This window comes from Mycolicibacterium hodleri (genome assembly GCF_025822245.1).
GTDB lineage: Bacteria > Actinomycetota > Actinomycetes > Mycobacteriales > Mycobacteriaceae > Mycobacterium > Mycobacterium hodleri.
This window is the reverse complement of sequence record NZ_JACKTL010000028.1, coordinates 13,494-35,020: the sequence shown is the minus strand read 5'-3', so window position 1 is coordinate 35,020 and position 21,527 is coordinate 13,494. Positions and strand designations below refer to the sequence as shown.

Genomic DNA, 21,527 nt, shown 5'->3' with positions numbered 1-21,527 from the left:
CGACGACGTCAGGGCAGCCGGGCCACCAGTTCCTCGACGCCGACGCGCGGACCCGTGAAGAACGGAGTCTCCTCCCGCACGTGCCGGCGGGCGTCGGTGTAGCGCAGCTTCCACATCAGCTCGACGATGCGGCCCAGGTCCGGCCCCTCGAAGGCCAGGATCCACTCGTAGTCGCCGAGCGCGAAGGCGGGCACCGTGTTGGCGCGGACGTCGGGATATTCGCGGCCCGCCATCCCGTGCTCGACGAGCATCTTGCGGCGCTCGTCGTCGGGCAGGAGATACCACTCCAGAGAGCGCACGAACGGGTACACGCACACGTAGTCGCCGGGATCCTCGCCCGCGATGAACGCCGGAACGTGGCTCTTGTTGAACTCCGCCGGCCGGTGCAACGCCACCACGCTCCACACCGGCTCGCTGACCACGCCCAGGGGCGTGCGCCGGAACGACGAGTACGTCTTCTGCAGGTCCTCGACCCGCTCGGCGTGCGTCCAGATCATGTAGTCGGCGTCGGCCCGGAAGCCCGCCACGTCGTACACCCCGCGGACCACGACGCCGTGCTCCTCCTGCTGCTTGAGGAACGTCGCGGTCTCGTCGACGACGGCCGCGCGATCCTCGCCCAGCTCCTCCGGCCGCACCGCGAACACCGAGATCATCATGTATCTCGTCATCGAGTTGAGGGTGTCGTAGTCGAGCTTCGCCATACCAGCTATCGTGCCACGCCCGAGGTGGTCAGCGCCGCCGCCGCCCTGGTGGCGGACCCCACACAGGCGGGGACGCCGATGCCGTCGAGGTACGCCCCGGCGACCACCAGCGTCGGCGGCAGGCCCGCGCGCAGGTCGGCGACCAGCCCGGCATGCCCGGGGCCGTACTGCGGCAAGGCGTCCATCCACCGCTGCACCCGGCAGTCCACCGGGTCCGACGTCACGCCGAAGACCGTCGACAAGTCTTCTGCGGCCCAGGCGAGCAGGTCGTCGTCACCCACGTCGCGGGCGATGGCGTCGCCGACGCGGCCGAACGACAAGCGCACCAGCTCCACGCTGCCTCGCCGTCCCCACTTGCGCGAGGTCAGCGTCATCGCCTTCGAGTTGAGCCGTTCGCCGCCGGCGACCAGCACACCCGACTGCTCGGGCAACGGCGTCCCCCCCGGCAGGGCCAGCACGACAAGCGCCGACGAGGCCGTCTGGATGCGTCGGGCCGCTGCGGCGGATCTCGGTGCGACCTCCCCGATCAACGCGGACAGCCTCGGTGCCGGCACGGCGAGCACCACCCCGTCGGCGTGCCAGTGACCGCCCTCGTCGTCGACCAGATCCCACCCCCGGCCGTCCCGGTTCACCTTGGTGACGCCGACGTGCACCCAGTCGACGGCCGCACGTCGCACCAACGCGTCGATCAGCACCGCGTAGCCGCCGTCCACCGCCCCGAACACCGATCCCGGCATCGGCGGGGGAAGCGCCTCGCGGACCGCGTCGGTGAGACTGCCGGCGCCCCGGTCGAGTGCCGCGGCCAGGGTCGGGGCGGCGGCCCGCAGCCCGATGGTCGCCGACGAACCGGCGTAGACCCCCGCCAGCAGCGGGTCGACCGAACGCGTCACCACCTGCGCGCCGAAGCGGTCCCCGATCAGCTCCGCCACGGTGGGATCTGCGCCGGGACGCCACGAGAACGGCCTCGAACGCTCGCGGGAGATCTGCGCCACGGTCGCGTCGTCGACGAGCCCCGCCATCGAGGCCGCCTGGGCCGGGATGCCCTGCAGCGTGCCCTGCGGCATCGCGTGCAGCCTGCCCTCGCTGAAGATCAGCGGGCGAACCCCGGTGGTGCCGATCTGTCGGTCGGCCAGACTCAGCTCGGCCAGCAGCGCCGACACCTCGGGCCGCCGCGCCACGAAGGCCTCGGCGCCGACGTCCACCGATTGACCGCCGATGCGCTCGGTGCGCAGCACCCCACCGAGGCGGTCAGCCGGGTCGAAGAGGGTGATCGACGCGTCGGGGCCCGCCGCGACGCGAAGCCGGAAGGCGGCGACCAATCCTGAAATGCCACCTCCGACAACGCAATACGTCGAACTCACAACGCGTGCACCAGCGCTACCGCCTCGGTGATGACGCCAGGGTCGGTGGGCGGAAGAACACCGTGACCCAGATTGAAGACGTGCCCCGCCGCGCCCGCGTCGACGGCCCGTCTGCCGTCCTCGACCACGTTGCGGACCGCTCTCTCGACGACCGGCCAGCCGGCCAGCAGCACCACCGGATCGAGATTGCCCTGCAACGCGCAGCCCGGCCGCACCCGCCCGGCGGCGTCGGTCAGCGACGTCCGCCAGTCGACGCCGACCACGGGTTGGTCCGCCACCGACACCGCCTCCGACATGGCGCCGAGCAACTCCGCCGTGCCGACCCCGAAGTGCGTCATGGGAACGCCCTCGACGGCCAGGGTCTCGAAGACCCGCGCGCTGTGCGGCAACACGTAGGTGCGGTAGTCGGCCAACGACAGCGTGCCCGCCCACGAGTCGAACAGCTGAATGGCGTCGACGCCGGCGTCCAACTGGGTCTTGAGGAACCCGATGGTCACGTCGGTCAGAGCGGTCATCAAGGCGTGCCAGACGTCGGACTCCCCCAGCATCATCGCCTTGGTGCGTTCGTGGTTGCGGCTGGGCCCGCCCTCCACCAGGTAGGACGCCAGAGTGAAGGGGGCGCCGGCGAACCCGATCAGCGGCACGTCACCCAACGCGGCGGTCAACTGCGACACCGCCTGCGCGACCGGCGCGACCGCGTCACGATCCAGCGGGGTCAGCGTACCCACGTCGGCCGCGGTCCGGATGGGCGCGCCGATCACCGGCCCGACGTCGGGCACGATGTCGACGTCGACGCCTGCCGCGCGCAGCGGAACCACGATGTCGGAGAACAGGATCGCGGCGTCGACGCCGTGTCGACGCACCGGCTGCAGCGTGATCTCGGTGATCAGCTCGGCGTCGAAGCACGCCTGCATCATGGTGTTCTTTGCTCGCAGCGCCCGGTACTCGGGCAGGGACCGGCCGGCCTGCCTCATGAACCACACGGGCACACGGCTGGGTTTACGGCCTGCGGCCGCGGTCAGATAGGGCGACTCGGGCAGGTCACGACGGGTACTCATCGCCTCCCATGCTGCCATGCAGCCACACTTCGGCGCGCCTTCGCTGCCCCTTGTCCGAATCAGCTAGCGTCAAACCCCATGACCACCGTCGAGCCGGCTCAGTTCCGGGCAGCGGTGGAGGCGATGAACGCCACCACCGTCCGGCCCGAGATCGAGCTCGGCCCGATCCGGCCGCCCCAGCGACTGGCGCCGTACAGCTATGCGTTGGGCGCGGAAGTGCGCCACCCCGAGACCGCCGTGGTGCCAGAGCGGTCCGACGGTGACGCGTTCGGCCGGCTGATCCTCCTGCACGACCCCGACGGCGCCGAAGCCTGGGACGGCACCATGCGCCTGGTGGCCTACATCCAGGCCGACCTGGATTCCACCGAAGCCGTCGACCCACTGCTTCCGGAAGTGGCGTGGAGCTGGCTCGTCGATGCGCTCGCCGAACACGACGACCACGTCACCGCCCTCGGCGGCACCGTGACGGCGACGACGTCGGTGCGATACGGCGACATCTCGGGTCCGCCGCGGGCCCACCAGCTGGAACTGCGGGCCTCGTGGACCGCGTTGAACCTGGAACTGGGACCTCACGTACAGGCATTTTGCGAGGTGCTCGAGCACGCCGCGGGACTTCCGCCGGCCGGGGTCACCGACCTGGGCGCCCGCACGCGCGCGTGACATGACCGAAGCCGAGGATGCCGGGGACGCCGGCCCCGACGAGACGACGGGCGAGCCGGAAGGCCCCGAGGCGACGCCGCTGCTGACACCGGCCGACGGCGTGCCGGAATTGGCCGTCACGGCCGACCAGATCCTGGCCGCCGCCGAACTGCTGGTCTCGGGCCACGGCCCCTTCGCAATCGACGCCGAGCGGGCGTCGGGCTTCCGCTACTCCAACCGCGCCTACCTGATCCAAATCCGGCGCGCCGGTGCGGGTTCGGTGCTGATCGACCCCGTCAACCACGGCGAAGACCCGATGATGGTGATGGCGCCGCTCGCCGACGTCCTCGACACCGACGAGTGGATCCTGCACGCCGCCGACCAGGACCTGCCGTGCCTGGCGGAACTGGGCATGGTGCCGCCGCAGCTCTACGACACCGAGCTCGCGGGCCGGCTGGCCGGTTTCGACCGGGTGAACCTGGCCGCCATGGTTCAGCGGCTTCTCGGGCTGCAGTTGATGAAGGGCCACGGAGCGGCCGACTGGTCCAAGCGCCCCCTGCCCGACGACTGGCTGAACTACGCGGCGCTGGACGTGGAGGTGTTGCTCGAGCTGCGCGAAGCCGTCGCCGCCGAGCTCGAAGCCCAGGGCAAGACACGTTGGGCGGCAGAGGAATTCGAGCACCTGCGCACCTACGTCGCCGCGCCGACCCGGCGGGACCGGTGGCGCCGGACTTCGGGCATCCACAAGGTGAAGAACCCGCGGACGCTTGCCGCCGTCCGGGAACTCTGGACGACGCGCGACCACATCGCGCAGCGCCGCGACATCGCACCCGGACGCATCCTGCCCGACGCGGCCATCATCAGCGCGGCCACGGCCGACCCCGACACCGTCGAGAAGTTGGTGGCCCTGCCGGTCTTCGGCGGCTCACGCCAGCGCCGCAGTGCGGGTGTGTGGCTGGAGGCGCTGGCGCGGGCACGCGTCACCGAGGACGTTCCGTCGGCGTCCGAACCCGTGACCGGACCACCCCCGGCGGTGCGATGGAGCCGGCGCAAGCCCGAGGCGGCCGAACGGCTGGATCGCGTCCGCGCCGGACTCGCCGAACTGTCGCAACGCGTGTCGGTACCCGCCGAGAACCTGTTGACGCCCGACCTGGTGCGCCGGTTGGTGTGGGACTGGCAGCCGGTGTCCCACGCAGACAAGGCGATCGACGCGTTCCTCGCCGAGGCGGGCGCGCGGCCGTGGCAGCGGGAGTTGACGGTGCCGGTGCTCACCGAGGCGTTGACGGCCGTCGACGCACCCTCGACCGAGGACGCCCCGACGTCCTAGGGTGCGGCGACCCGGTCCACGTGGGCGAAGAAGTGCCGCAGGACGTCGTCGGGAGCCTCGAGCTGCGGCCAGTGCGCGATGTCGTCGGCGAGCATCACGACGTCGGGATTGGGGATCACCTCGAGATACCGCTGCGCCATGTGCCGCCCCGAGTTGGGGTCGCTCGGACCGTCGATCAGACGCATCGGCACCGCGGTCTCCCGCATCGCCCTGACCCACCGGTTCCGGTACCGGTACCGGTCGGTGACGAACCTGCCCACCCGGTGGCTCACCCTGGTGCCGTCGTTGAAGGCCATGATCTGGTGGAACTGTTCGAGTTGGCGGGGCGTCGGCTTGGTGTTTCGGCCGAACAGCTCGTCGAGGGTGCGGTCGACGACGCGTCGCGCCAACGCAGTGCCCTGAAAGCGGCTTGCCATGTCGCCCAACGGGGTTCGTGACATCAGCTTCTGCAGCAGCCGCGGCGTGTACGACTCGTTGAACAGCCCGCCGTTGAGCCAGGTGATCGACTCCACGACCGGTGCGCCGTAGGCGTTGTCGCCGGCCTCGTAGCGCGCGAGCAACTCCTGCCCGACGGAGTCACCGAGGTCGTGCGCCAACACGTGACACGAGTCGACGCCCAGATGATGCAGAAGCGCCTCGTGCATGTCGGCATGATCGGGCACGGAGTACTCGTAGGCGACCGGCTTGTCCGAGAATCCCATGCCGAGCATGTCCGGCGCGATGACGGTGAACCGCTTGACCAATGCCGGCCACACGAGCGACCAGTCCCAGGAACTGAACGGATACCCGTGGATGAGGAGCAGCGCCGGACCGGTGCCCTCGACGCGGAAGAACACGTCGAAGCCCAGGTAGTCGAAGTACTGACCGGCGGTCTTCCAGCGCTCCAGTTCGGCATCCATGGGCGAAGCCTATGCTGGCGGGCCCGGAACCTAGTCGACCCGGTCGCTGACCTCGGACTCGCCGATCGAACTGCCCAGCGCGGCCACCCAGCCGGTGATCTGGCGGGCGACGTTCTGATCGGTCAGGCCCAACTCGGCGAGCACCTCGTTGCGTGAGGCATGGTCCTGGAACTCCTGCGGAACCCCGACGTCGCGGCACGGCACGTCGATCTCGTTGCGCCGCAACGCCGCCGACACCGAGGATCCGATGCCGCCGTGCAGACCGTGGTCCTCCAGGGTGACGACCAACTTGTGCGCCACCGCGAGCGGACCCAGCATCTCGGGAACCGGAAGAACCCAGCGGGGGTCGACGACGGTGACGCCGATGCCCTGGTTGTGCAGCCGCTCGGCGACCGAGAGCGCCATCGAGGCAAAGGACCCGACCGCCACCAACAGCACGTCCTGCGTCAACCCGTCGGCGGGCACGGCCAACACGTCGACGCCGTCGCGGCGCTCGACGGCGGGGATGTCCTCCCCGACGTCGCCCTTCGGAAAGCGGATCGCGGTGGGCCCGTCCTTGACGTCGAGGGCTTCACCGAGCTCCTCGCGCAAGCGGGCCGCGTCACGGGGGGCCGCCACCCGCATGCCGGGCACGACGCCGAGGATCGACATGTCCCAGACCCCGTTGTGACTGGCGCCGTCGGGCCCCGTCACACCAGCCCGGTCGAGCACCGTCGTGACCGGAAGACGGTGCAGGGCAACGTCCATCATCATCTGGTCGAAGGCCCGGTTGAGGAACGTCGAGTAGATCGCGACCACCGGGTGCATGCCGCCCATCGCGAGCCCGGCAGCCGACGTCATGGCGTGCTGTTCGGCGATGCCCACGTCGAAGAAGCGGTCCGGGAAGCGCTTGCGGAACGCGCTGAGGCCGGTCGGGCCCGGCATCGCGGCCGTGATCGCCACCACGTCGCGACGCTTGGCCGCCCGCTTGATCAGTTCGTCGGAGAAGACGGACGTCCACCCGGGAGCGGCGACCGACGTGGCGAGACCGGTCTGTGGGTCGATGATCCCCGTCGAGTGCATCTGCTCGGCCTCGTCGGACTCGGCCGGTCCGTAGCCCATGCCCTTGCGGGTGGCGACGTGCACGATCACCGGGGCGTTGAAGCCGCGCGCGTGTCGCAGCGCCGCCTCGACCGCATGCTCGTCGTGGCCGTCGATGGGACCGACGTACTTGAGTCCGAGGTCGGTGAACATCACCTGTGGCGACAGCGCGTCCTTGATGCCGGCCTTGACGCTGTGCATGCACTGGTAACACACCTCGCCGATGAGCGGCAGGCCGCGAACCGCCTTGCGGCCCTCCTCCAGCAAACGCTCGTACCCGGGTTGCAACCGCAGGCCCGCCAGGTGGTCGGCGAACCCACCGATGGTCGGCGCGTAGCTTCGGCCGTTGTCGTTGACGACGATGATGACCGGCCGGCGCGAGGTTGCGATGTTGTTGAGCGCCTCCCAGCACATGCCGCCGGTGAGCGCGCCGTCCCCGACGACGGCGACCACGTGACGATTGCGGTGACCGCTGAGCTCGAAGGCCTTGGCCAGGCCGTCGGCGTAGGACAGCGCGGTGCTGGCGTGGCTGGACTCGACCCAGTCGTGTTCGCTTTCGCTGCGGGACGGGTAGCCCGACAGCCCGCCCTTCTTGCGGAGGTTGTCGAAGTCGGCGCAGCGCCCCGTCAACATCTTGTGGACGTAGGCCTGGTGACCGGTGTCGAAGATGATCGGATCGTGCGGCGAATCGAACACCCGGTGCAGGGCGAGCGTCAGCTCGACGACGCCCAGGTTGGGGCCGAGATGTCCGCCGGTGGCAGCAACCTTGTGAATCAAGAATTCACGGATCTCGAGTGCCAGATCCTTCATCTGTGACTGCGACAGGTGCTGTAGATCAGCGGGACCGCGGATCTCTGAAAGCATCAGCTCAGTTTACGCACGGGGACGTGGTCCAGCCCGTCAAGGCTCGTACACGTCGGGCACCCCGTCGTCGTCCGCATCGGCGGTTTCCCGTTCGTGAATCCGGCGGTACGCGGCATTGCGGCTGACCAGGAGGACGGCCGCCAGGACGCCGGCCACCAGCGACCCGACGAGCACTCCGATCTTGGCGTCGGCCCCCGTCACGGTGCCGTAACCAAAGGCCAGCTCGCCGATGAGCAACGAGACGGTGAAACCGACGCCCGCCAGCATCGCGACGCCGAGCACGTCACGCCAGGCCAGGTCGTCGTCGAGCGACGCTCGGGAGAACTTCGCCAACAGGAATGTGGTGATGAACACACCCAGCGGTTTGCCCACGACCAGGCCGGCGACGACGCCGACCGTCACGGGATGACGCAGGCCGTCGGCCAGACCGGCGACGCCTCCGACCGTCACCCCCGCGGCGAAGAACGCGAACACCGGGACGGCCACGCCCGCCGAGACCGGGCGGAGCAGGTGCTCGAAGCGTTCGGCAAGCGCACGGCGCCCCAGCACGGGCACCGTGAAACCGAGGACGACACCGGCCACGGTCGCATGGATGCCGCTGGCGTGGACCAGCGCCCACGTCGCCACGGCCAGCGGCAGCAGAACCCACCACCGGGTCACTCCGCGCTGCACGGCCACCGCGAACAGCCCGCCCGGCACCAGCGCCAGCGCGAGCGGTCCGAGAGCGAGGTGATCTGTGTAGAACGCCGCGATGACCGTGATCGCGAGCAGGTCGTCCACCACCGCGAGCGTCAGCAGGAACGTCCGCAGTGCCGTCGGAAGATGCGTCGACACCACCGCCAAGACGGCCAGTGCGAAGGCGATGTCGGTGGCAATGGGCACCGCCCACCCGCCGAGATTCTCCGGATGACCGGCGACGAGGTTGACCCCGAGGAAGATCGCCGCCGGCACCACCATCCCGCCGATCGCCGCCGCAATCGGAAGGGCGGCACGCGCCGGGTCGCGCAGATCCCCGGCGACGAACTCCCTCTTGAGTTCGACGCCGACGACGAAGAAGAAGATCGCCAGCAAACCGTCGGCGGCCCACGCCGCGAGGCTCAACCGCAGATGCAGTCCCTCCGGCCCGACGGTCAACTCCGACAGCGCGCGGTAGGCCGGGGCCCACGGGGAGTTGGCCCACACCAACGCCGCACCCGCGGCGGCGAGCAGCAACATGCCGCCGACGGTCTCGCGCCGCAGGACCTCGGAAATCCGACGTGCCTCGGGCCATGACCCGCGACCGAACAGGCGCGGTTCGCCGGCGCCCGTCACGTCAGCCCCACGTGAGCGAGCACGGCGTCGGCGACCTGGGCGACCGGCATGGTCGTGACCACCTCCACCGACGCCGCGGCCCGCAGCAACGGCTCGACCTGGGCCAGGTCGTCGAGCACGGCGGCGAGTTCGTGGGCGCTCCGGCCGAAGGAGTTGGTCGTCCGGCTCCGGAGTCTCTCGACGATCAATTCCTCAGGCGCACTGAGGAGTACGACGTGGTCGAACCGCGGGTAGAACGTCACCTGGTTGCGTACGGTGCCCTGCACGAAGAGAACCCCGCGCGGGTCGTCGACGGACAGCAGTTCGTCGACGCGCGCGTCGACCCAGAGCGACTCGCCGGCGACCGACTCGACGTAGCCGCCGTAGTCGGTGTCGACCGTCCAGTACCCACGATCGGCGAGTTCGGCCAGCAGCGTGGACTTCCCCGTGCCGGACATGCCGGTCACCAGCACGCGCTTCACGCGCGTGAGAGCACCGCGACGCATTCCACGTGATGCGTCAGCGGGAAGGAGTCGAACACCCGGATCTGCTCCACCGCGTAGCCGTGCCCGCGATAGATGCCGACGTCGCGGGCGAAGGACGCTGCCTCACAACCGATGTGGACGATGCGCGGCACCTCCGCAGCGGCCAGCAGGTCGATCACCTCACGTCCGGCACCGGTGCGCGGCGGGTCGAGCACGGCGACGTCGGCGCGTCGCCGCTGCGTGGTGAGCGCACGACGCACGGAGTCGGTGAGCACCTCCACCCAGCCAAGGTCGGCAAGGGCGGTCCGCGCCGCCTTGGCCGAACCTCGGGACGTGTCGACGCTCAGCACGTGTCCCGTCGGACCCACCGCGTCGGCCAGGGTCGCGGCGAACACCCCTGCGCCCCCGTACAAGTCCCACGCCGTCATGCCCGGACCCAGTCGCGCCCACTCCTCGACCAACGCGCTGTAGGTGGGGGCGGCGTCGCGGTGCGCCTGCCAGAACGCGGTGACCGGTACGCTCCACGTCCGGTCGCCGACGCGTTGGGTGGCCTCGTAGGAGCCCTCGACCACCTGAGTCGAGGCCTTGCGATGGGAGCGCGGACCCGTCTGCACGACGTGCCGGGCACCCGAGTCGTCGAGCACGACGTGCAGTTGTGCGCCGGGTGGCCACTTCGCCCCGTCCAGACCGGCCAGCATGCCGTCGGGTACCTGCGCACAGGACAGGTCGGTCACCAATTCACCACTGTGGTAACGGTGAAAGCCCGCCTGCCCGGCTTGCGGGCCGCTGGCGGCGACGTCCAACCGCACCCGGGTGCGCCATCCCGTCGCACCCGTCGACCCGACCTCCTCGGCGGCGCCCTCCCACTGGTGACCGCCGAGCCGCTCGAGCTGATTGGCCACCACGTCACCCTTGAGCCGGCGGGCGGCGGCGGGGGTCGCGAAGGCCAGGTCGCAGCATCCCGATCCGTCGACGCCCGCGATGGGACACGCCGACTCGACGCGGTCGGGTGACGCCTCGAGTATCTCCACTGCCTCTGCGTGCCAATGACTTCCACGTTCGGAGGTCACGCGGGCGCAGACCACCTCGCCGGGCAGTGCGTACCGCACGAACACGACGCGGCCGTCGTGGCGGGCCACGCAACTGCCGCCGTTCGCGGGCGGCCCGACGGTCAGCGTCAGGGTGGTGGTCAATTGAGGAACCCGCGTCGCGCATCACCGGGTGCCGGTTGCTCGTCGATGACCTTGAGCCGCTCCGAGGAGCTCAGCTGCCACGGCACGGAGGTCACCATGACGTTGGGTTCGAAGAGCAGGCGCCCCTTGAGCCGCAGCGCGCTTTGGTTGTGAAGCACCTGCTCCCACCAGTGCCCGACGACGTATTCCGGGATGAACACCGTGACCACGGTGCGCGGCGAGTCCTTGATGATGCGCTGGACGTAACTCAGGACGGGCCTGGTGATTTCGCGGTACGGCGACGCGATGACCTTCAGCGGCACCGAGACGTCGCTCTGTTCCCACTTGTGCACCAACTCGTGCGCCTCTTCGTCGTCCACGTTGACCGTGATGGCCTCCAACACGTCGGGCCGGGTGGCCCTCGCGTAGGCCAGCGCACGCTTGGTCGGCAGGTGCAGGTTGGACACCAACACGATGGCGTGGTTCCGGCTGGGCAGCACCACGTCGCCCTGCTCGGCGGCGCGCGCCTCCAACTCCGTCGAGACGGTGGCGTAGTGCTTGTGGATCAGCTTCATGAGGCCGAACAGCGCGCCCATGGCGAGGATGGCGATCCAGGCGCCCGCCCGGAACTTGGTGACCACGACCACCACCAGCACGGCACCGGTGCACAGCAGACCGATCGCGTTGATGACGCGGGACCGTTGCATCCGACGCCGCTGCATGGCGTCGGTCTCGACGCGCAACAGCCGGGTCCAGTGTCGGACCATCCCGATCTGGCTCAGCGTGAAGCTGACGAACACGCCCACGATGTACAGCTGGATCAGCGCGGTCACCTCGGCGCGGAACGCCACCACGAAGGCGATCGCCGCGAACGCGAGGAAGAGGATGCCGTTGGAGAACGCCAGCCGGTCACCGCGGGTGTGCAGCTGGCGAGGCAGGTACCGGTCCTGAGCGAGGATCGAACCGAGGACCGGGAATCCGTTGAAGGCCGTGTTGGCGGCCAGCACGAGGATCAGCGCGGTCACACCGGCAATCAGGTACAGGCCGACCGGGAAGTCGTGGAACACCGCGTCGGCCAACTGGGCGATCAGCGTCTTGGGGTGATAACCGTCGGGCGCGCCGACGAGCTGGTCCACGCTGTCGACGACCTTGGCCCCGGTTTCCTTGGCCAACACGATGATCCCCATGAACAACGACACCGCGATGCCGCCCAGCAGCAGGAGCGTCGTCGCCGCGTTGCGCGACTTCGGCTTCTTGAAGGCGGGCACTCCGTTGCTGATGGCCTCGACCCCGGTCAGCGCCGCGCAGCCCGACGAGAACGCCCGCGCCACCAGGAACACCATCGCGAAGCCGAGGACGTCACCGTGTTCGGACTTCACGGTGAACCGCGCGGTCTCGGCCTGCAGGTGGTCGCCGAGCACGAATATCTGGAACAGCCCCCAGCCGACCATCACGTACATGCCGATCATGAAGGCGTAGGTCGGGATCGCAAACGCCGTTCCGGACTCGCGGATGCCGCGCAGGTTCAACGACGCGAGCAGCAGGATCGCGGCGACGGCGAAGAGCACCTTGTGCTGGGCGATGAACGGCACCGCCGAGCCGATGTTGGACATCGCCGACGCCATCGACACTGCGACCGTCAGCACGTAGTCGACGAGCAGCGCGCTGGCCACCGTCAGACCGGCGGTGGGCCCCAGGTTGGTGGTCACCACCTCGTAGTCGCCGCCGCCGGACGGATACGCGTGCACGTTCTGGCGGTAGCTCGCGATGACGACGAGCATCACCGCCGCCACCGCGAGTCCGATCCACGGCGCCATCGTGTAGGCGCTGAGGCCCGCCACCGAGAGCACGAGGAAGATCTCCTCGGGCGCGTACGCCACCGACGACAGCGCGTCGGAGGCGAACACGGGCAGGGCGATTCGCTTGGGCAGCAACGTGTGCCCCATCGCGTCGCTGCGGAACGGTCTACCCAGTACCAACCGGCGAGCAGCGGTCGAAAGCTTGGACACAAGAGCCAAGAGTAAGCGCACGGGCGAATGGCTGTAGCGTTCCGAGTGCGCAGGTTCGCCACAATCCGTGTCTGCCGAGCCCCTGGGAGGATCGACGCGTGCGTGTAGTCGTAATGGGATGCGGCCGGGTAGGCGCGTCGCTGGCCGATGGCTTGGCTCGGATCGGCCACGAAGTCGCGGTTATCGACCGTGATGGCACCGCCTTTCACCGCCTGTCCCCCGAATTCCCAGGTGACCGCGTCCTCGGGATGGGATTCGACCGTGACGTGCTGCTACGGGCCGGCATCGAGGGCGCGGGTGCCTTCGCCGCCGTCTCCTCGGGTGACAATTCCAACATCATCTCCGCGCGCGTCGCGCGCGAGACCTTCGGCGTCGAACGCGTCGTCGCCCGCATCTACGACGCCAAGCGTGCCGCCGTGTACGAGCGGCTGGGCATCCCCACGGTCGCGACCGTGCCCTGGACGACGGACAGACTGCTCAACGTCCTGACGCGCGAGAGCGAGACCACCAAGTGGCGTGACCCGTCGGGCAACGTCGCCGTGGCCGAACTCCCGCTGCACGAGGGCTGGGTGGGTCGCCGGGTGACGGCGTTGGAGTCGGTCACCGGCGGTCGCGTGGCCTTCATGATCCGCTTCGGCACCGGGTTGCTTCCGGACAAGAAGACGGTCATCCAGGCCAGTGACCAGGTCTACATGGCGGCGATCTCCGGTCACGTCGCCGAAGCCATGGCCCTTGCCGCGCTCCCGCCCGGTGAAGACGCCGATGACCAGTGACCGGCTAGGAAGGATCTCGTGAAGGTCGCCATCGCAGGGGCCGGCGCCGTCGGCCGGTCCATCGCAAGGGAACTCGTCGAGGCCCACGACGTCACGCTGTTGGAGCGCAACCCCGATCACGTCGACACCGACGCGATCCCGGCCGCGCACTGGCGGCTCGGCGACGCCTGCGAGCTGACCCTGCTCGAAGCCGTCGGGCTCGAGGACTTCGACGTGGTGATCGCCGCCACCGGCGACGACAAGGCCAACGTGGTGCTCAGCCTGCTCGCCAAGACCGAGTTCGCCGTGCCGCGGGTGGTGGCACGCGTCAACGACCCCCGCAACGAATGGCTGTTCGACGAGGCGTGGGGAGTCGACGTCGCGGTGTCGACCCCCAGGATGCTGGCGTCACTGGTCGAGGAAGCGGTCTCCGTCGGTGACCTGGTCCGCCTGATGAGCTTCCGCAAGGGGCAGGCCAACCTCGTCGAGATCACCCTGCCCGACGACACGCCGTGGGGCGGCAAGGCGGTCAAGCGGCTGGAACTCCCCCGCGACGCGGCCTTGGTGACGATCCTGCGGGGCGCGCGCGTGATCGTGCCCGAGAACGACGAGCCCCTCGAAGGCGGCGACGAACTGCTGTTCGTCACCACCGACGAGGTCGAGGGAGAGCTCAGAGAGCTGCTGCTTCGCCCCCGCTGACCTCAGTCCGACGAGGCCAGCGCGGGCGGCGGCGTCGCCCGGTCGTGCGACCGAGCCGCGGCCTCCGGCGAAACGCGAGCCATGTCGCACTGTCGGTTGCTGATGCCGACGGCGGACACCAATCCGGCGAGGACGAACAACGCCGCCACCGTCACCGCGCCGTACCGGAAACCGGCGAATGTCATTGCCGCGGAGCCCGTTTCACCCGACGCCGCCGCCCCGACGATCACGCCCATGAATGCCACGGCGATCAGTCCGGCCACGCGCGACACCGCGTTGTTCACCGCGGATCCGATCCCACTCTGCGCCGGGTCTACCGCCGCCAGGACCGCTGCGGTCAACGGTGACACCGTGACCGACAGGCCCACCCCGAACACGATCAGGCCCGGCAACATCTGGGTCCAGAAGTCGAACGGCGCTCGCGCCGTCGTCATCAGAAGAAAGCCGGCCGCGGCGATCAGCGGGCCCACTCCCATGAAGATCCGCGGCCCATGCGTGCCCGCCAACGTGCCGAACCGCCGGGCCAGGAAGAACGACAGCACCGGCAGCGGCAGCGTTGCCAGACCCGCGAGGGCGGCCGACATGCCGACCGTCTCCTGAAGGAACAGCGCGACGATCAACGTGCCGAGCGACACCGCGGCGTAGAGGAACACCGTCGCGAGATTGCCGACGGCGAAGTTGCGGGAGGTGAACAGCTGCAGCGGCATGATCGGGTTCCTCACCCGGTGTTCCCAGAACGGGAAGGCAACGAGACACGTCACGCCCAGCACGAATCCGGTGACCACCGCGGGGTGCGTCGGACCGAGCCGCTGCTCCTCGATGAGGGCGTACACCGCGCCGGTCAACCCCGTGGCGCACAGCACCGCGCCCACGACGTCGACGCGTCCGGGCCGGTGGGCACTCGACTCCTCGTCTCGGAGCCGCGTCGTCAGGTAGAGCGTGGCCGCGACCGGCAGCACGTTGATGCCGAACACCCACCGCCAATCCAGCGTGTCCACCAGCACGCCGCCCAACGGCGGTCCCACCACGAAGGCCGTGCCCGTCCACGCCGTCCAGGTGCCGATCGCAGCGGCCTGCTTGGCCCCGGTGAACCGCGAGTTGATCATCGCCAGCGAACTCGGCACCAGGAACGCCGCACCGACGCCCTGCAAGCAGCGCGCCGCGACCAGGATCCAGCCGCTGGGGGCCAGCGCGCAGAGCAGCGACGCGACGGCGAACACGCCCAGTCCCGCCCGCAGCACCGCAAGCCTGCCGAACTGGTCGGACACCGCACCGGCAACGAGGATCAGCGCACCGAGAGCCAACAGATACCCGTCGACGACCCATTGCTGAAGCGCGAGCCCGCCGCCGAAGTCCGCCGCGATCGCCGGCAACGCGAGGTTCACCACCGACCCGTCGAGAAATGCGATGAACGACGCGAGCACCGCAACCGCGATCAACGTTCGATCGGCCGCGTCGCGGCGCGCGGCGGAAATCAGTCGGCCCGAGCCTCTTCGGCCGTGGGCTCCGCGTTCTCCGCGGCGTGGAGCGCACGCTGCGCGGCGCGGATCGCCAAGTAGGTGACCAGCGCGGCGACGGCGGTCAGGGGCCAGCCCATGGCGATGCGCGCGACGCCGAGCAACCCGGTCTGGTCCTCGTCGTACAGGCGGTTCTGCACCAGGAACCGGGCCCCGAACACCAGGGCCCAGACGCAGGTGGCGACGTCGAACGCCGTCCGGGCGCGACGAACACCGCGCCAGTCGCGATCGCGCCCGTTGACCCAGCCCCAGGCGTAGCCGACGACGGGCCGCCGGACGACGACCGACAGGGCGAAGACACCGGCGTAGACCAGCGACGACCAGATGCCCAGGAGGAAGTACCCCTTGGACTCGCCGACGAAGTACGCGATGCCGGCGCTGACGCCCACGGCGAAGAAGCCCGACACCGCCGGTTGCAGCGTCTCGCGCCGGATCAGCCGCCACACCAGGATGAGCAGGGCCACGCCGAGCGCCGCGCCAATGGCCCACGTGAGACCGAACAGCGACGACACGGGGACGAACACCAGGACGGGCAGCGACGAGTAGATCAGGCCGCTGACACCACCCATCTGCGCCAGGATGGCTTGGGCATTCAGTGTGTTCTCGGGTTCACCGGGCTCTACGGCCTCGATCTCGTCCGCCGTCCCCTTGTCGGGGTGGGTCACTTCTGGATCTCGTAGTGCGGGTTGTAGATCGCCTTCGTCCCGTTCTCGAGATTGCCGAGTCGGCCGTGCACCCGCAACGTCCGCCCAGACTCGATGCCTGCGATGCGCCGCTGCCCCAGCCAGACGAGCATCACCGCGTCCGTGCCGTCGAACAGTTCCGCTCGGACGCCACCAGCACAGCCCTTGGCGTTGGTCTCGACACACCTCAGCGTGCCGACCATCGTCACTTCCTGGCCGCGGCGACAGTCAATCGCCCGTTGCGCGCCGGTGTTGGCGGCCTCGTCACTGAGTTCCTCGACGTCCTGCTGCTCGGGGTCCTCTGTGAGTCGCCGCGTGAGCCGACGTAGATAACCTTCGGCCGTAGCCATGGTCTCTCCTACCCAAGTGGTGAATCAACCGTTGACCCACCTCTTAACCAACGCCACGGTAGACCTCTTGGTTCCGATTTGCCACGCGGCGCACAGGTGCACCGTCTACCCTGCCACGCGCCGTTCTAGTCCCCCTGGCGTGGACGTGACGTGACCCACACGGCACGATCGAGCGATGCCCGTCTGCCTGCGCGGCGTCTCGGTGGTGCTGTTGCCTGGCACCGGATCCGACGACGACTACGTCTACCGCGCGTTCTCCCGCGCCCTGCACGCCGTCGGCGCTGTGGTCGTGACGCCCGCACCGGAACCGACCCGTCTGGTCGAGGGCTATCTGCACGCCCTCGACGACGCCGCCAGATACGCCCCGATCGCCCTGGGCGGAATCTCGATCGGCGCCGCGGTGGCGACGTCGTGGGCGCTTGCGAACCCCACCCGGGCGGTGGCCGTCCTGGCGGGGTTGCCCGCCTGGACGGGCTCACCGGAGAACGCGGCGGCCGCTCTGACCGCCCGCTACTCGGCGAGCGTGCTGCGGCGCGACGGGTTGGCCTCGGCGATCGGCCAGATGCAGGACTCCAGCCCGCCCTGGTTGAGCGCCGAACTCACCCGGTCGTGGGTCAGTCAGTGGCCCGGGCTCCCCGACGCCATGGAGACCGCCGCCGCCTACGTCGCGCCGACGGGCCGGGAGCTCGAGCGGCTGACGGTGCCGTTGGGCATCGCGGCCGCCACCGACGACCCGATCCATCCGCTGGAGGTGGCCGTGGAGTGGGCGGCCGCGGCTCCCGTGGCCGCCCTGCGGACGTTCACCCTCGACGAGCTGGGCGACGATCCCGGCGTGCTGGGGGCGGCGTGCGTGACTGCGCTGTCGGAGCTGTGAGCTCTAACCGCCGGTGATGGTGCGGAGCTGCTGCATCGCGGTGCCCTGCTCACTGCGGCGCGCCGCCGGCTCGGCCGGCGGGGGCGGCGCGAGCTGCTGACCGGCCAGCCGCGCCTGCTCCGCCATCATCTGCTCGGCCCTGGCCCGCAACCGGGCGACGAGAGACTCCGAGAGCTGAAGGGGAAGCATGTTGCGTACCGGCTGTGGGGTGTCACCACGGCGGACCACCGTGTCGGACAGCGCAGTTCGCAATTCCCGCGCGATGGCCTCGGCGTTCTCCGGCGAACCGACCGCAGCCCCACGCACCATCCAGCGGTAGCCGTCGACGCCGACGAAGCGCATCACCACGGGTTCGGGCCCGTTCGTCATGTGCCCGACGACCTCGCGTCCCCACGGCCCGTCCTGGATGTTGACCTGGGCGCCCTCCTTGCGGAGCGAGTCGGCCACCTCGGTGACCACCTCGCGCCACAGGCCGCCGGCTTTCGGCGCCGCATATGCCGTCACGTTGTACCGGCCGCTGGACGTCACCATCCACGCCATCGTCGGGACGCCCTGCTGGTTGACCTCGACGGCCAGTTCGGCAGCCTCGTTCTCTGGGATGAGCACGGCGCCGAGGTCGTGACGACCGACCAGCGCCGTCTCGGCGTCGTCGAAGTCCTCGATGTCGAACGGCCCGTCGAGGTCGCCGTCGTCGGTGGGCGGCACCTCCACGGCCTGGTCGCCGGTGGTGGTCTCCTCACCCTGGTTGTCGCTCTTGCGCTTGCCGAATGCCATCACAAACTCTCGTGTCCGCCGGAGGAACCGTGGCCGCCTGCGCCACGGGTGGTGTCAGCCAGCCCGGCCTCGTCGAACGACGCGACCTCGACCAACTCGGGTAATTCGACCCTCTGCACCAGGAGCTGCGCGATGCGATCGCCGCGTCGCACGATGATCGGCTCCTCGGGGTCGAGATTGATGAGTGTCACCTTGATCTCCCCTCGGTAACCCGCGTCGACGGTACCGGGGGTGTTCACGATCGAAAGCCCAACGCGCGTGGCGAGTCCCGATCTCGGGTGGATCAGGCCCACCATGCCGTAGGGAATGGCCACCGCGAGACCGGTGGGAACCAGAGCACGCCGGCCCGGGGCCAGCACGATGTCGACTGCGCTGTAGAGGTCGACGCCGGCGTCACCGGCGTGCGCCCGCGTGGGCAGGGGCAGGTCACGGTCCAGCCGCACGACCGCAAGAGAGGTGGACACGACCACGGAGATTACTCTTGGCCGGGTGTCAGACACGCGCGCAGCCACCGAAACGGTGCGCTATCAAGAGCGACTGAGGGTTCCGCTGTGGTGGTGCTTGCCCGCGTTCCTGCTGGCCGTCATCATCGCCTACGAGGTGAACCTGGGCGTGCGATCGCTGCCCGACTGGGTCCCGTATGCCGTGCTGCTGCCCGTCGCCGTGGCAGTACTGGTGTGGTTGGGGCGAGTCGACGTGCGTGTGGTCAGCACGTCGGACGGTGACGGGGCGGCCACCGAACTCTGGGTCGGGTCGGCACATCTGCCCGTCTCCGTGATCTCGAGGTCCGCGGAGGTGCCGAAGTCCGCGAAGTCGGCGGCGCTCGGGCGACAGCTCGACCCCGCGGCGTACGTCGTGCACCGGGCGTGGATCAAACCGATGATCCTCGTCGTACTCGACGATCCGGACGACCCCACGCCGTACTGGTTGGTGAGCTGCCGCCGGCCGGACCGGGTCCTGGCGGCGCTGCGTAGCTGATCGGTCAGGCGGCGCAGTCCGTGCACACCATCATGCCGCCCTTTTCGCTGGCCAGCCGGCTGCGGTGGTGCACGAGGAAGCAGCTGGAGCAGGTGAACTCGTCGGCCTGCTTCGGTACCACCCGCACCGACAGTTCCTCGCCGGACAGGTCCGCGCCGGGCAGTTCGAAGGACTCGGCGGACTCGGACTCGTCGACGTCGACGACCGCCGATTGAGCCTCGTTGCGCCGCGCCTTCAGTTCCTCGAGCGAATCTTCGGAAACGTCATCGGTCTCGGTGCGCCGTGGAGCGTCGTAGTCGGTAGCCATCTCATCCCCTCCTTGTCGTTCCGTCGTGGTGCGACAGAGCTTTGTACCAGCGCAGAACGCATCCGCCAAATGATTCGTGCCCGACGAGGCGCCAGATTGATTGTGATTTATATCACGAGGGAAAAGACCTGGTGGCGACCGCTGACGGGCCCTGCCCTTACAGTGCAGGGGTGGTAGCGCAGATCACCTCGGGCACGGCCTTCGACAAGCACGGTCGGCCGTTCCGCCGCAGGAACTACATTCCGGGCATCGTCGTCCTGGTGGCGCTCGCCGTCGTCACCCTGATCGTGTGGGTCGTCGCGTTCAACCAGACCCCCGACGTGCGGCAACTGGTCGCCTGCAATCCGCCACCACCGATGGCCGACGCCACCCAGACCGCGCTCGGCGAGCCGGTCACCCCCGCGACCATGATGGACGTCACGCCGGCCAAGCTCGCCGACACGAAGATCCGCGTGCTGAACGCCAGCGGTCAGGGCGGGCAGGCCGGCGAGGTGGCCGGCGCCCTACGCGACCTCGGATTCGCCCCGCCCACCGCGGGCAACGACACCGTCTACGAGAACACCCGCCTGGAGTGCCAGGGCCAAATCCGCTTCGGCCCGGCCGGGCGCGCGGCCGCCGCGGCGCTGTGGCTCGTCGCACCCTGCACCGAACTCTTCCAGGATCAACGCCCCGACGACACCGTCGACCTGGCCATCGGCACGGAGTTCTCCGACGTCAGCCACAACGACGACATCGACGCCGTCCTCGCGAGCCTGCGCCCCGACGCCACCCAGCCGGCCGACTCCGCGCTCATCAAGAAGATTCACACAGCCGCCTGCTGAGTCAGAACGCGCCGGCCCCGCGCAGGGCCTCCTCGAACTGCTGCGCCACACCCGGTGCGGCGGCGACGATCAGACCGCCCTCCCCGGCCTCGTCGACGACCGGCGGCAGAATCATCTTCGCGCCCGCCTCCTCGGCGATCAGCGCACCCGCCGCCCAGTCCCACACGTTCACGCCAAGCTCGTAATAGGCGTCGAGCCGTCCGGCAGCCACCATGCACAGATCCAGCGCGCACGACCCGACGCGCCGCACGTCGCGGACGCCGGGGATCAACCGGGTCAACACCTCGGCCTGCTGCACACGCCGCTCCGGGGCGTACCCGAACCCGGTGCCCACCAACGCCATCGAGAGGTCGTCGACCTGATTGCACCGCAACCGCGTCGACGCGCCGTCGCGCCGCAGGTGAGACCCGGCACCTCGGGCGGCGGAGAAGATCTCCCCGGTGGGGACGTTCGCGACGGCGCCCGCCACCGACCGACCGTCGATCTGCACGCCCACCGACACCGCGTAGGCCTCGATGCCGTAGAGGAAGTTGACCGTTCCGTCGATGGGGTCGAGCACCCACGTCGGCTGCCCATGATGGCCGACGGCCGAGCCGCCCTCCTCCTCCCCGACGATCGGGTCGCCGGGTCGCAGCTCGGCAAGCCGTTCGCGCAGCAGCCGTTCGGTCTCCGTGTCGACGATGGTGACAGGGTCCGTCGGAGTGCTCTTGGTCCGCGTCGACGCGGCGGCGTCACGGGGCGAGTCCGCGCCGAACACCTCGGTGCGGCGACGCCGAACGAAGGCGGCTGCCTCCTCGGCGAGCTGTTCGGCGACGGCCCGAAGGCGGTCCGGATCATGGTCGTCGGTCACCCTTCCATCCGAACACATCGCTCGTGGCGAGGCACTA

At 69.6% G+C, this 21,527-nt stretch carries 23 protein-coding genes; 7 read left to right on the top strand and 16 right to left on the bottom strand.

Going from position 1 to position 21,527, the window contains the following annotated elements; all coding sequences use genetic code 11:
• Positions 1-8: 8 nt before the first annotated feature.
• Genes hemQ through hemE form a run of 3 tightly spaced genes read right to left on the bottom strand, consistent with a single transcriptional unit; the run spans position 9 to position 3,120 of the window.
• Entirely contained in the window at positions 9-701 is a 693-nt protein-coding gene (hemQ, locus tag H7J06_RS11515) for a hydrogen peroxide-dependent heme synthase (protein WP_149478950.1), read from the bottom strand.
• Between the two features lie 5 nt (positions 702-706).
• Positions 707-2,062, bottom strand: a complete 1,356-nt coding sequence (locus H7J06_RS11510; RefSeq protein ID WP_264038974.1) for a protoporphyrinogen oxidase — start codon at positions 2,060-2,062, stop codon at positions 707-709.
• Positions 2,059-3,120, bottom strand: coding sequence for a uroporphyrinogen decarboxylase (gene hemE, locus H7J06_RS11505; protein ID WP_264038973.1), 1,062 nt, complete (start codon positions 3,118-3,120; stop codon positions 2,059-2,061). The genes H7J06_RS11510 and hemE overlap by 4 nt, the downstream gene beginning before the upstream one ends.
• A gap of 78 nt (positions 3,121-3,198) precedes the next feature.
• Here hemE and H7J06_RS11500 point away from each other — a divergent pair, with 78 nt between their 5' ends.
• Together H7J06_RS11500 and H7J06_RS11495 are read left to right on the top strand one after the other, a co-directional pair.
• Positions 3,199-3,780, top strand: coding sequence for a DUF3000 domain-containing protein (locus H7J06_RS11500; RefSeq protein WP_264038972.1), 582 nt, complete (start codon positions 3,199-3,201; stop codon positions 3,778-3,780).
• 1 nt (position 3,781) lies between these two features.
• Entirely contained in the window at positions 3,782-5,086 is a 1,305-nt protein-coding gene (locus H7J06_RS11495; RefSeq protein WP_264038971.1) for an HRDC domain-containing protein, read from the top strand.
• Here H7J06_RS11495 and H7J06_RS11490 read toward each other — a convergent pair.
• The 6 genes from H7J06_RS11490 to H7J06_RS11465 are packed head-to-tail and all read right to left on the bottom strand — an operon-like array spanning position 5,083 to position 12,885.
• On the bottom strand, positions 5,083-5,985 hold the full coding sequence (locus H7J06_RS11490; protein WP_264038970.1) for an alpha/beta fold hydrolase: 903 nt from the start codon (positions 5,983-5,985) through the stop codon (positions 5,083-5,085). The genes H7J06_RS11495 and H7J06_RS11490 overlap by 4 nt on opposite strands.
• Before the next feature lie 30 nt (positions 5,986-6,015).
• Positions 6,016-7,929 carry a 1-deoxy-D-xylulose-5-phosphate synthase gene (gene dxs / locus H7J06_RS11485; RefSeq protein WP_264038968.1) on the bottom strand — a complete coding sequence of 638 codons (1,914 nt, stop codon included), beginning with the start codon at positions 7,927-7,929 and terminating at the stop codon, positions 6,016-6,018.
• A gap of 36 nt (positions 7,930-7,965) precedes the next feature.
• Positions 7,966-9,240: a Na+/H+ antiporter NhaA gene (nhaA, locus tag H7J06_RS11480; protein WP_264038967.1), complete on the bottom strand. Its 1,275-nt coding sequence runs from the start codon at positions 9,238-9,240 to the stop codon at positions 7,966-7,968.
• Positions 9,237-9,701 carry an ATP-binding protein gene (locus H7J06_RS11475; RefSeq protein ID WP_264038966.1) on the bottom strand — a complete coding sequence of 155 codons (465 nt, stop codon included), beginning with the start codon at positions 9,699-9,701 and terminating at the stop codon, positions 9,237-9,239. The genes nhaA and H7J06_RS11475 overlap by 4 nt, the downstream gene beginning before the upstream one ends.
• Positions 9,698-10,897 carry a class I SAM-dependent RNA methyltransferase gene (locus H7J06_RS11470; RefSeq protein ID WP_264038965.1) on the bottom strand — a complete coding sequence of 400 codons (1,200 nt, stop codon included), beginning with the start codon at positions 10,895-10,897 and terminating at the stop codon, positions 9,698-9,700. The genes H7J06_RS11475 and H7J06_RS11470 overlap by 4 nt, the downstream gene beginning before the upstream one ends.
• Positions 10,894-12,885: an APC family permease gene (locus H7J06_RS11465; protein WP_264038964.1), complete on the bottom strand. Its 1,992-nt coding sequence runs from the start codon at positions 12,883-12,885 to the stop codon at positions 10,894-10,896. Before H7J06_RS11465 ends, H7J06_RS11470 begins: the two co-directional genes overlap by 4 nt.
• Positions 12,886-12,983: 98 nt before the next feature.
• Between H7J06_RS11465 and H7J06_RS11460 the strand changes: the two genes are divergently transcribed.
• Together H7J06_RS11460 and H7J06_RS11455 are read left to right on the top strand one after the other, a co-directional pair.
• Entirely contained in the window at positions 12,984-13,658 is a 675-nt protein-coding gene (locus H7J06_RS11460) for a potassium channel family protein (RefSeq protein ID WP_264038963.1), read from the top strand.
• An 18-nt stretch (positions 13,659-13,676) separates the two neighbouring features.
• A complete protein-coding gene (locus H7J06_RS11455) occupies positions 13,677-14,336 on the top strand; it encodes a potassium channel family protein (protein ID WP_264038962.1) in 660 nt (219 codons plus the stop codon).
• Positions 14,337-14,338: 2 nt separating this feature from the next.
• On the opposite strand, the gene H7J06_RS11450 is transcribed toward H7J06_RS11455, so the two are convergent.
• Genes H7J06_RS11450 through H7J06_RS11440 form a run of 3 tightly spaced genes read right to left on the bottom strand, consistent with a single transcriptional unit; the run spans position 14,339 to position 16,886 of the window.
• Complete coding sequence (locus H7J06_RS11450; protein WP_264038961.1) at positions 14,339-15,775, bottom strand: MFS transporter; 1,437 nt, start codon at positions 15,773-15,775, stop codon at positions 14,339-14,341.
• Between the two features lie 35 nt (positions 15,776-15,810).
• Positions 15,811-16,485 (bottom strand): DUF3159 domain-containing protein, encoded by a 675-nt coding sequence (locus tag H7J06_RS11445; RefSeq protein WP_264039013.1) that lies wholly within the window; start codon positions 16,483-16,485, stop codon positions 15,811-15,813.
• A 29-nt stretch (positions 16,486-16,514) separates the two neighbouring features.
• Positions 16,515-16,886 (bottom strand): OB-fold nucleic acid binding domain-containing protein, encoded by a 372-nt coding sequence (locus H7J06_RS11440; protein ID WP_264038960.1) that lies wholly within the window; start codon positions 16,884-16,886, stop codon positions 16,515-16,517.
• Positions 16,887-17,061: 175 nt separating this feature from the next.
• Between H7J06_RS11440 and H7J06_RS11435 the strand changes: the two genes are divergently transcribed.
• A complete protein-coding gene (locus H7J06_RS11435) occupies positions 17,062-17,760 on the top strand; it encodes an alpha/beta fold hydrolase (RefSeq protein WP_264038959.1) in 699 nt (232 codons plus the stop codon).
• A 3-nt stretch (positions 17,761-17,763) separates the two neighbouring features.
• Here H7J06_RS11435 and H7J06_RS11430 read toward each other — a convergent pair whose 3' ends face one another.
• Both H7J06_RS11430 and dut read right to left on the bottom strand, forming a co-directional pair.
• On the bottom strand, positions 17,764-18,534 hold the full coding sequence (locus tag H7J06_RS11430; RefSeq protein ID WP_264038958.1) for a DUF3710 domain-containing protein: 771 nt from the start codon (positions 18,532-18,534) through the stop codon (positions 17,764-17,766).
• The gene (gene dut / locus H7J06_RS11425; RefSeq protein WP_149478918.1) at positions 18,534-18,998 is read right to left on the bottom strand and encodes a dUTP diphosphatase; all 465 of its coding nucleotides are present in this window, start codon (positions 18,996-18,998) and stop codon (positions 18,534-18,536) included. The genes H7J06_RS11430 and dut overlap by 1 nt, the downstream gene beginning before the upstream one ends.
• A gap of 25 nt (positions 18,999-19,023) precedes the next feature.
• Between dut and H7J06_RS11420 the strand changes: the two genes are divergently transcribed.
• A complete protein-coding gene (locus tag H7J06_RS11420) occupies positions 19,024-19,512 on the top strand; it encodes a DUF3093 domain-containing protein (protein ID WP_264038957.1) in 489 nt (162 codons plus the stop codon).
• Positions 19,513-19,516: 4 nt separating this feature from the next.
• Here H7J06_RS11420 and H7J06_RS11415 read toward each other — a convergent pair whose 3' ends face one another.
• A complete protein-coding gene (locus tag H7J06_RS11415) occupies positions 19,517-19,819 on the bottom strand; it encodes a DUF4193 domain-containing protein (RefSeq protein WP_056548588.1) in 303 nt (100 codons plus the stop codon).
• 170 nt (positions 19,820-19,989) lie between these two features.
• Here H7J06_RS11415 and cei point away from each other — a divergent pair, with 170 nt between their 5' ends.
• A complete protein-coding gene (gene cei, locus H7J06_RS11410) occupies positions 19,990-20,640 on the top strand; it encodes an envelope integrity protein Cei (RefSeq protein ID WP_264038956.1) in 651 nt (216 codons plus the stop codon).
• Between the two features lies 1 nt (position 20,641).
• Here the strand turns inward: cei and H7J06_RS11405 are convergent, their stop codons facing one another.
• On the bottom strand, positions 20,642-21,508 hold the full coding sequence (locus tag H7J06_RS11405; protein ID WP_264038955.1) for an inositol monophosphatase family protein: 867 nt from the start codon (positions 21,506-21,508) through the stop codon (positions 20,642-20,644).
• Positions 21,509-21,527: the final 19 nt, after the last annotated feature.